10 protein-coding genes are annotated in these 12578 nt (G+C 55.5%); 9 read left to right on the top strand and 1 reads right to left on the bottom strand.

The genetic code is table 11. The features are described 5' to 3' along the window. Positions 1–37 precede the first annotated feature (37 nt). Complete coding sequence (locus ACLHIJ_RS00685; protein ID WP_411296680.1) at positions 38–1384, bottom strand: hypothetical protein; 1347 nt, start codon at positions 1382–1384, stop codon at positions 38–40. Between the two features lie 275 nt (positions 1385–1659). On the opposite strand from ACLHIJ_RS00685, the gene ACLHIJ_RS00680 reads away from it, so the two are divergent. The 9 genes from ACLHIJ_RS00680 to ACLHIJ_RS00640 all read left to right on the top strand — a co-directional run bounded on the left by ACLHIJ_RS00680 (position 1660) and on the right by ACLHIJ_RS00640 (position 12565). After that, on the top strand, positions 1660–2493 hold the full coding sequence (locus ACLHIJ_RS00680; protein WP_411296679.1) for an SMP-30/gluconolactonase/LRE family protein: 834 nt from the start codon (positions 1660–1662) through the stop codon (positions 2491–2493). Positions 2494–2566: 73 nt separating this feature from the next. Further along, positions 2567–3883, top strand: a complete 1317-nt coding sequence (locus tag ACLHIJ_RS00675) for an MFS transporter (RefSeq protein WP_411298227.1) — start codon at positions 2567–2569, stop codon at positions 3881–3883. A gap of 298 nt (positions 3884–4181) precedes the next feature. Next, a complete protein-coding gene (locus ACLHIJ_RS00670; RefSeq protein WP_411296677.1) occupies positions 4182–5237 on the top strand; it encodes a LacI family DNA-binding transcriptional regulator in 1056 nt (351 codons plus the stop codon). After that, on the top strand, positions 5234–5995 hold the full coding sequence (locus ACLHIJ_RS00665) for an SDR family oxidoreductase (protein WP_411298226.1): 762 nt from the start codon (positions 5234–5236) through the stop codon (positions 5993–5995). The genes ACLHIJ_RS00670 and ACLHIJ_RS00665 overlap by 4 nt, the downstream gene beginning before the upstream one ends. After that, positions 5992–7467 (top strand): CoA-transferase, encoded by a 1476-nt coding sequence (locus tag ACLHIJ_RS00660; protein ID WP_411298225.1) that lies wholly within the window; start codon positions 5992–5994, stop codon positions 7465–7467. The genes ACLHIJ_RS00665 and ACLHIJ_RS00660 overlap by 4 nt, the downstream gene beginning before the upstream one ends. Positions 7468–7835: 368 nt before the next feature. Continuing rightward, entirely contained in the window at positions 7836–7970 is a 135-nt protein-coding gene (locus ACLHIJ_RS00655; RefSeq protein WP_411298224.1) for a hypothetical protein, read from the top strand. Between the two features lie 20 nt (positions 7971–7990). Continuing rightward, the gene (locus ACLHIJ_RS00650) at positions 7991–9166 is read left to right on the top strand and encodes a thiolase family protein (protein WP_411298223.1); all 1176 of its coding nucleotides are present in this window, start codon (positions 7991–7993) and stop codon (positions 9164–9166) included. A 13-nt stretch (positions 9167–9179) separates the two neighbouring features. Beyond that, positions 9180–10529 carry an MFS transporter gene (locus ACLHIJ_RS00645; RefSeq protein WP_411296672.1) on the top strand — a complete coding sequence of 450 codons (1350 nt, stop codon included), beginning with the start codon at positions 9180–9182 and terminating at the stop codon, positions 10527–10529. Continuing rightward, positions 10472–12565 carry a glycerate kinase gene (locus ACLHIJ_RS00640; protein WP_411298222.1) on the top strand — a complete coding sequence of 698 codons (2094 nt, stop codon included), beginning with the start codon at positions 10472–10474 and terminating at the stop codon, positions 12563–12565. The genes ACLHIJ_RS00645 and ACLHIJ_RS00640 overlap by 58 nt, the downstream gene beginning before the upstream one ends. Positions 12566–12578: the final 13 nt, after the last annotated feature.

Genomic DNA, 12578 nt, shown 5'->3' with positions numbered 1-12578 from the left:
AAGATCTGCGTGGCAAAATAACAGCAGAACGGAAAAGTTAGGCGTTTTCGCCAGCGCCTACCACCTGAGCGAGGCACTGACCACTATGTTTAACAGCTAGCACCTGCTCCACGTCATCGCTGAGATCGCGCATGAAAGTCCGAGTATAGAAGTCATCGCTCGCCGCCGCACCTGCATAGCTCAAGGCAGAAACCGCTGCCAACAAACTACAGACCTTCACATAAGCCCAGGTCACAGGCAGCGTAACCCCATTGACGACAAGATGTTTAACCGGCAGTTCCGTCCATTTTGTTTCAATTCCCGACGGAATAGCCACCAAGGAAAAGCCCACGAGAAAGATAAAAATGAAGGCTGCAAACACGATCGCCTGCCACATGTGCACCAGTACATGCACTACCACCAGGTTACGTCTCTCCCAGCGCGTCAGTGGCACATACAGGCGCGACGGACACTCTTCAGCACGCAGGAGCTCCACCACAGGCGGGTCATCCTCCAAAGCCTGCCCGTCTACCGTCGGCGCTAATCCACTGCCATTAGGAGATTCCGATAATAATTGTGTTGCCTGCATAAGATCGCTGGCACGTTGAGCAGATAATCCGTCGGTGACAACATCGTCGATTCGCTCCGAAATCGTCATTGCAACCAGCGCGAACGCCAAGCCAAACAGGATCACCAGCACACATATCAGCCGCCCAGTTGATAATCCAGCGGCTACCTGCCAGGTTTCTGCAGCGAAGAACGCAAATAGAAAAGCGAGCACCGTCAACGGTAAGGCTTTGGCAATCACTGGCCCCATCGCCCCAACTTGACGGCGGGCTTGCCGCCAAGCATAACTCACAATCGAACCAAAACCGATACGGATAGTCCACAAAACGACGAGGACGGCACATACGCGAATCATTAGCCAGCCAATAATTCGCACCGGACTTGATGAAAATAGACCCGTAAAATCCATAAATATACGCGCAATCAGTGGAGCAAAAACGCAGCCCACCATCGCTATCCAGCCAATTCGCTGGCGCACATGAGCGTTTTGCCGCGAAACTAGCCAGGCTAATAAAATCGCCGCAATAATGCCGAAGATTGGGATGAGCAAGGTTGCCAGAGCCACCATTTGTGCCAGCGCATTTTCCTGCTCCCCTAGCGTCGATACCGCACGCACTGTGGCACCGTCCGATTCAAGGCTGGCAAAAATCGGCGAGCGCAAAACAAAGGCCACAATAGCGCCGACGACCAGTGCAAAGATCTGCCCTACCAGCACAAAAACAGCCATCGGAGCAACCCGCGCACACAGCTCTGAGAGCCGCGGTCGGTGCTGGGCAAAAGCCGGTAGCCCACGATCTAATAACCATTGGGTATATGCCGAAGAAAGACGGGCCGACATCTATTTTCTCCTCACATGCTCAACTGATAGCCCAGTTTACCTGTGCCAGATTGCGTCGTACTTAACCTTGCTTACCAGCAGAAACGATTACAAAAATGTGACCCAAGCGATAACAACGAGGTTATAGCTGGGGATTACTCCGTCATTGGATGTTATTCGCACAAATCAGTGCTCCCACTTCGCAGTAATCACCGACCGCCCTGCCGCGTCGCATTATGCGACCACACCTTATCCACCGCAGTCAAAGCAGACTGCCTAAAGAAAGGCATATTCCCATGCATATATCGCACATCATTGACCTTAAACCCAGTTTGGGCGAAGGTCCCGTCTGGGATTGCGCATCTCAGTATTTATATTGGATCGACTCTACGGAGGGGCGAATCTATCGCCACACCGAAAGCGGCAGCAACCTGAAAGTCTGGGACGCCCGCCAAAAGCTCGGCTCAATGGCCCTATTTAAGGACGGTAAAAATTTCTTACTATCGGGCGAGGATGGGCTATACGAATACAATCCGGAACTGGATGAGGCAAAACTTATCGTCAACCCTGAACCACACCTACCGCATAATCGCTTCAACGACGGAAAGGTTGATCCTCGTGGGCGCTTCGTCGTCGGCTCAATGGATCAAGCCGAAGAACAGGCATCTGGGCGGCTCTATCGCCTCGACACCGACTATCAGCTATCCGTACTTGACGAAGGAATCGTATGTTCAAATGGGCCATGTTTTAGCCCCGACGGATCCACCCTTTACTTTGCCGATACCTGGTCTGGCGATATTTGGGCCTATGACTACGATCTGACATCCGGCACGGTTTCCAATAAGAGAGTCTTTACCACAGTTGACACCTCCGACGGTGGCGCTGTTGACGGTATGACCGTCGATGCCGATGGTTTTGTCTGGCAAGCCCATGTGTACGGCGGGAAAATCAACAGATATGATCCGGAGGGCACCCTCGAACGCAGCATCGACATGCCGGTACGCAAAGTCACCTGCCCGACATTCGGCGGTCAGGATCTATCTCGACTATTTATCACAACGATGGGTCGCCCCCCCCCTGAAACGCTTCCCCGAAGACGGACCAGAGCGTGGCGCGCTATACGTCATTGACGGGCTCGACATCCAGGGGTATGCCCTACCTCGTTTTGGCCGCGAGTCCAGCTTTTAGGGGGGGGGGAACGTCATGACGAAACGCCCGCGTATGAAAAAAGTTAACGCACCATTTCGACTCATGCCCGCAGCATCGTGGACGGCGCTGGGAGTCACCTGGTTGATCTGGGTATTAAACGCATTTGATAGAGAAGTCGTCCTACGCCTCGGTCCAGTAATTTCTGACCATTTCCAGCTCACCCCGGAAGCCTGGGGCGCAATCACATCGGCAATTTTCTTTGCCCTTGCCCTGCTCGCCATCCCAGGATCTCGGTGGAGCGATAAGCACGGATTCGGGTGGAAACGAGCAATATTCCAAGTCCCCTTAGTTATTGGCTACAACTTCATTTCCGCACTATCCGGTTTGAAATTTGCCATTCACCATCTCGTTGTGTTCATCGCGTTGCGCCTAGGAGTTAATCTCGGTGCCGGTTGGGCAGAACCTGTTGGGGTTTCTAATACGACAGAATGGTGGCCCAAAGAGCGCCGTGGATTTGCGCTCGGAGTTCACCACACCGGCTATCCGGTTGGCGCGCTCCTGAGCGGATTGACGGTCGCATGGATTTTGAAATCCTTTGGCGTCGATAAGTGGTATTACGTCTTTTATATTGGTCTCATCGTCTCTGTTCCGCTCATGGGCTTTTGGGCGTACTACTCTTCTGAGCGTCGATACGTCGAAACCTTAGATAAAATCGACAGTCGCGAGATGACGAGTTTCCGAAATGAGCATATCGAAGCGGAAACCGGCGAGGTAGCAGGGGCAATCCAGGCCTGCCTGCGCAACAAAGTTGTTATGTTTACTGGGGCAACTTGTGCCTTAACGCAGATTGTGTACAACGGAGTCAGCTATATTTTGCCGCTCTACCTCGCAAATATCATCAATCTGTCATACAGCGAAGCTGCCGCGTATTCCATCGTCTTTACCATCACCGGAATTCTGGGGCAGATTTTTTGGCCTTCGCTATCTGACTATCTCGGGCGACGAATGACGCTCATTATTTGCGGTTTGTGGATGGGAGTCGCAGTAGGTGGCTTCTACTTTGCGCACACTATTGTTGCCTACATCGGCTTGCAGCTCTTTTTGGGCATGGTCGCTAACGCTCCGTGGCCGATATTCTATGCTGCTGCGACCGACGCAGCGCCACGCGGTACAAGCGGAACGGCAAACGGCATTATCACCACATCCATGTTTATTGGTGGCGGTTTGGCGCCGCTCATCATTGGTTTCCTCATCTCCGTGGGAGGCGGATGGGGGAACGTCACCGGATATAGCATTTCGTTCATCTTCATGATGGTTAGCGCGATAGCCGGAGTGCTCTTCCAGATCGCACTCAAGAACAAAGCTAATTAATTCGTAGCGGTTTAAGGATGTGAATCGGGGCGGGAGTTCAGTAATTTTCTGAATCTTCCGCCCCGAATATTTTTAAGGTTTCGACGCACAGTTTTCGCTGCTATACCGCCAATATCCTATACAATCGCGCAGGGGTGCTATTCTCCTTCAAAGCGTTTTCCCAGCGTCAAAGCGGTAAGTCCCGCCATTATCAGCAGGAACTTAAGGTTGCTTAACCCATACCCCCCCCCCGAGAATCGAAGAGGTGAGCTTAGCCACAACAGCTTCGCATTCTCGTTAGTCACGAAGGGGTGATGACGTGAAGAGAACAAGTGCACCTGACTCCAACGGACGGAGTCCCTCCGCGGCGTCAATCGCCCAACAACTTAACATCTCTCGCGCTGCCGTTTCTTACGCACTGAACGGCAAACCAGGAGTCTCCGAGGAAACCCGTCGGCGCATTATCAACCTTGCCCGCGACTACGGCATCGACACCTCAAACGCGACACGACGCGATACCACTCGCACACCGCTAGTTGGCTTAGTACTGGCAGACCTAGCCAACCCCTTCTACCAGGAACTGGGCGTCGCATTCCATCAAGCAGCAAAAAACCACGACTTTAACGTCATTTTGAGCCACACCGGAGATACCGCCACCGATCTTGCAACCACAGTAGAGATGATGGTCGCCCACCGCGTCGATGGCATCATCCTCACTGCCACTCAAGACGGCGACGCCTCCATCGCCCAAATTCTGCGTAAAGCCAGCATCCCCTACGTTCAAGTCTCACGCAAAATGCCCACGGTCCGAGCGACGTTCGTCGGGATTGACAACCGCGCCGCCGCCAAAGAAATGGCATATCACATGGCCTCCCACGGCTACCAAAACTTCGCCATTGCCATCGGCCCACGGCAATCCTCCGCCTCAAATGAACGGCACGTCGGCTACCTGGAAGGGCTCATCGAAAACGATATTTACGTCCCGCAACAACGTATCATCCGCACCGAACTTGGCCGTGAGGGCGGGCGAAAAGCCGGAGCCTATCTGCGCTCCCTACCACAACTTCCCGAAGCGATCTTGTGCGGAACAGACGCCATTGCCCGCGGAATTATTCACGATTTCGCCGAGCACGGCATCCGAGTCCCCCACGACGTCGCCCTCTCCGGATTCGACGGAATCACCAATTTCGGCGTTCCCGACTCAGAACTGACCACCATCGTCCAACCCATTGACGAGATGGCCGCCCAAGCAATCACGTACATCGACGATCTCATTCACCATCGGCGCATCTGCATAACCGATGTGATCTGCCCCTACACCCTGCGTATCGGCAATTCCTGCCGCTGCCCCAAACCCCAAGGAGATAACCAATGAGCTGCACACCCCTAGAAAATCGCGTTGCTATCGTAACCGGCGCTTCCCAAGGAATCGGCCGTGGAATCGCACTAAAACTCGCCGAACGCGGCGCGCGCGTCATCGTTATTGACATTAACGCCGAGGCCGCCCAGCGCACCGCAGACGAATGTGGCAACGGAGCAGTCTCCGTCGCCCTAGATGTATCGAACCGCGAAGCAGTGGATCGCACCGTCGATGAGATCATCGAAAACCACGGAAAAATCGACATTCTCGTCAACAATGCCGGCATTAACCGCGACGGAATGCTACACAAAATGACTGACGAGATGTGGGATGCCGTCATCGCCGTTGACCTATCCGCCGTCTTTTATTTCTGTCGCAAAGTCGGCACACACATGCGCGAAAACAGCTACGGGCGGATCTGCAACGTGGCCTCAGCGTCCTGGATGGGGAATATCGGCCAAACAAATTACGCTGCGGCCAAAGGCGGCGTCGTCTCCCTGACCCGTTCCATTTCCAAAGAACTAGCTTTCAAGGGAATCACCGCCAACGCCATCTGCCCCGGATTTATCGAAACCGCCATGACGAGCGCACTCAAAGATGTTCCCTCCCGCGCCGGCTTTGAGAATCTGTACGAGGAGCAAGTCGCCAAAGTATCCCTGCGCCGAGCTGGCCAGCCGGAAGACGTCGCCAACCTGGTGGCATTCCTGGTTTCCGATGACGCCTCCTACCTCACCGGCGAAGTCATCAACATCGGAGGAGGGTACAAGCTGTGAGCTTCCAGCAGATTGGCGCGGAAGACGTCGCAGCCCTGATACCCAATGGTGCAACTGTCGCCGGCGACGGGTTCACCATGATGGGCGTCGCCGACGAGATCTACCTGCGTATCGAAGAATCTTTCCTTACCACTGGCGCTCCACACGATCTGACCTTTGTTCATGCGGCAGGTCAATCGAATCGTTTTGACGGCTTAGCTCGGCTCGCCCATCCGGGATTGGTCAAGCGCATCGTCGGCCCACATTGGGGATTGAACCCACCAATGGCGAATATGTTAGGGGCTGACGAGATAGAAGCCATCTGCCTCCCCCAAGGGCAGATCTCCACTCTCTACCGCACGATCGCTGCCGGCCGTCCAGGGCAACTCTCCAGCGTCGGATTGGGAACTTTCGTTGATCCACGAATTGACGGCGGGCGAATCAATGCCAGCGCCCGCGCGGCCACTTCCCCCACTGAATATGTTGAGCTGCAAGAAATTGACGGGCGCGAATACCTGTTTTACAAGTCGTTCCCGATTAACGTCGGCATTATTCGTGGCACCCGAATCGATCCAGATGGGAACCTCGCCCAAGATGATGACGTGACGATCCTCGATGCGCTCGCTATCGCTCAGGCGGTACACAACAGCGGCGGAATCGTCATCGCGCAAGTGAAAGAGATCGTGGATCGTGGGGATATTCCAGCGCGGCTCGTCAACGTGCCAGGGGTGCTGATCGATTACGTTATGGTCGTCTCTGATCCGGCGAAATATCACCGGCAGACCAATGGCGCACTGAGCGTCAACATGGATCTCATCACGGGGTATGCCTCCGCGGCAGAGCTCGCTGAATCTATTTTGGCTCAGGAGATTGATCCGGTTCGCCAAGCTATCGGGGAGCGAGGAGCTAGCCTGGTGCGCGATGGCGACATTATCAATTTGGGGACGGGTCTACCCGGAGATTCCATTGGGCGTGCACTGGCAAAAAGCGGTCAGATTGCCAGGGTGACGCTCACCGTTGAATCCGGAACCTACGGCGGGGTGCCACTCGGCGGAGTTGATTTCGGGTGTGCGTTACATCCGGCGGCAATTATTGGCCATCCGCAACAATTCGACTTCTATAACGGTGGCGGCGTGGACATCACCTTTATGGGGGTTGGGCAGGTTGATGGCGCAGGCAATATCAACGTCTCAGCATTCGGCGGGAAAGCTGTGGGATGCGGCGGATTCATGGATATTGTCGATGGCGCAAAGCGGGTGTGCTTCCTCATGGTTGCCGATTCCAAACATCCCAAGTGGGTCGATGCGGTTGACCAACTGACTTTCTACGGCAAGGCCGCCATAGATAAAGGTCAGGAGGTGTATTTGGCAACGGAGCACTATCTGGTGCAACTGACGGATACCGGATGGGTCATCCTCGCAGTAGATGACAATGACGCTGCTCGCCGTGCTGCCGCGCTCATCAAAGTTGCTGATAGCGGTGGCCATGCCTAAGCAAAAGTGCCAGAGCAGCCAGGCCGTAAGCAGTGCTGACGGATACCGGAACGCCAAAGCGATTGGGCTGAAAGCGTTGCCCGACACAGGATCTGCACCTCAGCAGGGTAGCTATCAGGTGTTCGCCGTGCCTGTTCACCTGAACGGTGTTCGCGACCTACGTGCGCGCGAGTGCGCAGGTATCGGGCTGGCGGCTACTGCAGCTGGCTATCTGGCCACATCTGAGCATCTAGCTAGTGGCTATCTGATGACCATCTGAATACGGGTATCGCACCCCTAGCCGAACGGGTAACCCACTAGCACCGCAGCTCACTATCACAGCCAGCAAGCAAATCCAGCACAATACCTAACCTCCGCTTAGGGGGGGCATGCACTACCGGATTACTGCCCGTCTCGGTTTGCTTCTCGCTCTAACTGGAAAGGAAGAACTTCACGGTTGGCCGCCACAAGGTCGCGCATGGCCAGCCATTAGCACCGAACAAGCTGCAATCACAGCCATGTAACACAGAGAAAAGGAAACATTATGGAACGAATCGTCATCGTTGACGGTGCGCGTACCGCAATCGGAGCCTATGGCGGCTCCCTGGCTGGTACTCCGAATCACCTTATGGGCGCTCATGCTCTTAACGCAGCAGCTCAACGTGCTGCAGTCCCGATGGAATCAATCGACGAAGTGATTGTTGGCTGCGTCGGGCAGGTCGGCGGGGATGCCTTCCTGGCTCGCCGTATTGCACTACAAGCTGGAGTGCGCGAAGATTCCAACGCTTTCACGGTCAATCGTCTGTGTGGTTCTGGCCTGCAAGCACTGGCCAGTGCCGCATTTGAACTCCATTCTGGCGACTCAACCTTCGTTGCCGCTGGCGGCTCGGAGAACATGTCCCGTCAGCCCTTTATGGATTTTGAGGCCCGCAACGGCTGGCGGCTCGGCGATCACACCCTTGTTGACGGCACGCTGTCTTTGGTCACTGATCCCTTCGGTGGATACCCCATGGGCATGACGGCTGAGAAAGTTGCCGAAAAATTCAATATCTCCCGTGCAGATCAAGACGAATTTGCTGCGCGTTCGCAGAATTTAGCGGCTGCCGCCCAAGAAGCCGGGCATTTTGACGCCGAAATCGCCGGTATCACGGTTAAGGAAAAGCGCACCGAGCGGGTTTTTGACCGTGACGAACATCTGCGCCCAGGCACAACTGTGGAAAAACTCGCCAAGCTGCGCCCCGCGTTCCGTGAGGGCGGATCCGTCACTGCGGGTAACTCGTCGGGAATTAATGACGCCGCCGCCATGTTGATTATGACGACCGAATCCGCCGCACAGGCACACGGGTTGAAACCCATTGGTGAGCTTGTCAGTTTTGCGAAGGCTGGCGTCGCTCCAGAGATCATGGGCTTCGCACCCGCATTAGCTATTCCGCGGGCATTGGAGAAGGCCGGCGTCACGTTAGCGGATATTGACTGGATTGAGCTTAACGAGGCATTCGCCGCGCAGGCGCTTTCCGTCATTCGCGATCAGAACCTCGATATGAGCAAGACGAACCCGTTGGGCGGCGCAATCGCCCTCGGGCATCCGGTGGGAGCAACGGGCACGATCCTTACGCTGCGCACGCTCTACAACCTTCATCGCACAAACAAAGAGCTAGGTCTGGTCACCATGTGTATCGGTGGCGGCCAAGGCGTAGCAGCAGTGTTCCGGGCACTGTAAAGAAAGGAAAATCATGGCTAAATCAACACGCAAAACGCCATTATCTGCCGAGGAGGAACGCCATATTGGCGTTTTAACTCAGCGCAACTTCGCTAAGATCATGCCGCTTATGGTGATCGTCTACATCATCAGCTTCATTGATCGGACGAATATCGGCATGGCCAAGGAGGCGCTGGAAGCTGATATTGGCTTGTCGGCTGCCGCTTACGGCTTAGGTGCTGGCTTGTTCTTCTTGTTCTATGCCATTTTGGAAGTTCCCTCCAACCTCATCATGCATCGGGTGGGTGCTCGCTTCTGGATCGCGCGCATTATGGTCACTTGGGGCATTATTTCGATGTTGATGGCTGTGGTGTGGAATGACGTATCGTTCTACGTTTTACGAATGCTTCTCGGCGCGGCCGAAGCTGGACTCTACCCTGGCATGATCCTCTACATCTCGTATTGGTTCACCCAGAAGTATCGTGCCCGAGCGATCGGCATTTTCCTACTGGGCGTATCTATTGCAAATATTCTCGGTGCTCCGGTGGCTGGGTTGCTGCTCAATATGCATGGCTTCCTCGGCCTGAAGGGCTGGCAGTGGATGTTCATTGTCGAGGGTTTGCCGGCGGTGCTGTTGGCCGTTTTGGTGTGGAAGTTCTTGCCGGATCGCCCCGAGCATGCCAAGTGGCTTTCGGATTCAGATAAATCCCTGATCCATCGCGCCATTGCGAATGAAGATACTGGCGAATCCTCCCAGCATGGCGATTTGCGGGCGCTCGCTCCGGCGATGAAAGATGGGGTGTTCTGGCTGCTGGCCGTCATCTACTTCACCCACCAGATTGCAGTGTATTCGCTGTCGTACTTCTTGCCGTCGATTATTAAGTCCTATGATCCGACGATGAAGACCTTCCAGATTGGCTTGATTACTGCGATTCCGTGGATCGCGGCTGCTCTGGGTTCGTGGTTCTTGCCGAAGTATGCGGTTGGGCAGCGGCGGGCAAAGACGATGGCGTCGGCTGGCTTCTTTGCCGTTGCCGTCGGTTTGGCGATTGCCGCGCTGAATTCTCATAATCTGTGGATTGCTGTTGTTGGTTTCTTTATTGCCGCTTCGCAGCTATTCGTCATCCAATCGGTGCTTTTCACGTTCCCGCAGCAGCGTTTCTCTGGCGCAACTACTGCTGGGGCGGTCGCGTTCATGAATATGTGCGGCCTGTTTGGTGGTTTCCTTGGCCCGACGGTTATGGGTTCCTTGGAAGAATCAACCGGAAGTAAGATCGCCGGTTTGTGGTTCATCATCGCGGCGGTGCTGGTGGGATGCCTGCTGGTGTGGGGCTTGAAGTATCGCAATGCCAAGACTGCCACGCCGGAGAACGCTGCCAAGTAGCGCGTATCTCTCGCGGTCCGGCAGGCGCAACCTTCCGGTTGCCTGCCACGGCGGCGAGCGTCAACGATACGGTATTCGTATCTGATAAAAATCGAGCTGGTTGGGTTGGGAGCACCACTTACGCTCCCAACCCAACCGCCTGGGGAGTATCAATGAAGATTGTGCTAGCGCCGGATTCTTTTAAGGAGTCCCTGTCAGCGTCGGAAGCGGCAAAGTGTATGCGGCGAGCTGTGAAACAGGTCTGGCCTGATGCTCAGTGTTGCGAAGTCCCGATGGCAGACGGCGGCGAGGGCACAATGGCGGCTATCGTCAGTGCCTTAGGTGGCGAGGTGCAATATGCCGATGTGCATGACGCTTTGGGGCGGGCTCGTCGGGCAGAATTTGGCTGGGTTGCTGGGGAACGGCTGGCTATTGTTGAGGTGGCTCAAACCATCGGGATTGAGCACATTGCGCGCGAGGAACGCGATCCGCATACAGCTTCGACGTTTGGTTTGGGCGAGTTACTCGCTCACGTGTTGAGCTACGATCCGGCAACGATTCTCGTCGGTTTAGGTGGTTCTGCCACGAATGATGGCGGCTGGGGAATGTGCCATGCTCTCGGGGTTCGCGCCTATGACGATGCCGGTTTGCCGTTGCCACCTTATGTTGATGCTCTTGCCCGTGCAGTGCGCGTTGATATTGCTGGCGTAGATCCGCGTTGGGCCGCAGTGTCGGTTAAGTTGGCGTGCGACGTTGCTAATCCGTTGACGGGTGCGAATGGTGCGAGCGCGATTTTTGGACCGCAAAAGGGCGTCGCCCCGGAGGAGGTCGCCGATTTTGATGCGATTTTGGCTCGGTGGGCCACCCTCGTCGAATCGCAAACCGGGGTTGTGTGTGCGGAGCGGGCTGGAGCTGGGGCTGCTGGCGGGCTTGGTTTCGCGTTCATGTCGGTTTTTGCCGCTCATTCTCAGCCGGGAGTGGAGTTGGTGATGGATACTGTTGGCTTGCGCGATGCGTTAGTGGGTGCCGATCTGGTTTTCACTGGCGAGGGCAGTATTGATGGGCAGACGAGGGAAGGCAAAACCCCGTGGGGCGTCATGCAGGCGGCATATGAGCTGGGGATTCCCACGATTGCTTTTGCTGGGCGGGTTGGCGCGGATGCGGGTGCGTTATATGCCACTGCGGCGCGATCTGCTACTAGGGCACCATCTGCCACCGAGGCGCCATCCGCCAGCGGTCAGGGTAAAGCTCAGGGTGTTTTTCCGGTGGCGCCCGATAATTCGAGTCAAGATTTGTCCGTGAATCACGGTTCCTACCCAAGCCAGGATTCTTCCGTGAGCTCGGGCTTTTCTCTGAGTTTATCTGTCTCACCAGGTCAAAACTCTTTACCGAACTTAGATTCCTCCTCAGCCCACGCCTCTTCGCTGCACCTAGCCTCGCACGCAGCTCATGATCTGGTTCAGGGCTTGGTCAATAACCTCACTTCGCAGGCATCTCACGAGCCGGTTCACGAGCCAGCCCACCCTGCTCTCAACGAGCCGCCCCAGCCCACTTTCCATGAACCGCCTTACCCTACTTTCAACGCCCCAGCCCACAACCCGATTCACACCCCACCTCAGGGGGCAGTTCAGGATTCGGGTCTTAGTGCAGCTCCAGCCCCAGTTTTTAACACGGACGTAAAACTGGCTTCTAGCGCAGTTTCAGAGCTGGCTCTCGCCGCGAGTACAGAGTCACCCACTACCACGGGTGCAGAGTCATCCGTTGCCACGGCTGCCGAGCCGCCAGTTACCACGGGCGCAGGGCTCCCTCTTGCCACTTCCCCAGAACTGCCCGCTAATACCGCTGCCGGGCAACCCGCTACCGCCGCCCTGGAAGTAGCCGCCCATACGAGCCAGCACGCACCCCGCCGCACCCCCTTAACGCCAGGCTTCACCGCAATCGTCCCGATTGTGCGCGAAGTGTGCGACTTACCGACCGCTTTGGAATGCGGCGAAACAAATCTGTACGAAGCCGTCACGATGACGTGCCGACTTTTATCCTTACTTTCAGACCAGTGATAAGGACTGACGA

The sequence above is a fragment of the Trueperella sp. LYQ141 genome, from assembly GCF_046599555.1.
GTDB lineage: Bacteria > Actinomycetota > Actinomycetes > Actinomycetales > Actinomycetaceae > Trueperella.
The sequence above is the reverse complement of the archived record's forward strand: the minus strand, read 5'-3'. Positions and strand labels throughout refer to the sequence as shown.

Bases quoted from the DNA above. Each gene is read 5' to 3' on its own strand.
- ACLHIJ_RS00685 (WP_411296680.1), bottom strand. From the start codon at position 1,384: ATGTCGGCCCGTCTTTCTTCGGCATATACCCAATGGTTATTAGATCGT.
- ACLHIJ_RS00680 (WP_411296679.1), top strand. From the start codon at position 1,660: ATGCATATATCGCACATCATTGACCTTAAACCCAGTTTGGGCGAAGGT.
- ACLHIJ_RS00675 (WP_411298227.1), top strand. From the start codon at position 2,567: ATGACGAAACGCCCGCGTATGAAAAAAGTTAACGCACCATTTCGACTC.
- ACLHIJ_RS00665 (WP_411298226.1), top strand. From the start codon at position 5,234: ATGAGCTGCACACCCCTAGAAAATCGCGTTGCTATCGTAACCGGCGCT.
- ACLHIJ_RS00655 (WP_411298224.1), top strand. From the start codon at position 7,836: ATGCACTACCGGATTACTGCCCGTCTCGGTTTGCTTCTCGCTCTAACT.
- ACLHIJ_RS00650 (WP_411298223.1), top strand. From the start codon at position 7,991: ATGGAACGAATCGTCATCGTTGACGGTGCGCGTACCGCAATCGGAGCC.
- ACLHIJ_RS00645 (WP_411296672.1), top strand. From the start codon at position 9,180: ATGGCTAAATCAACACGCAAAACGCCATTATCTGCCGAGGAGGAACGC.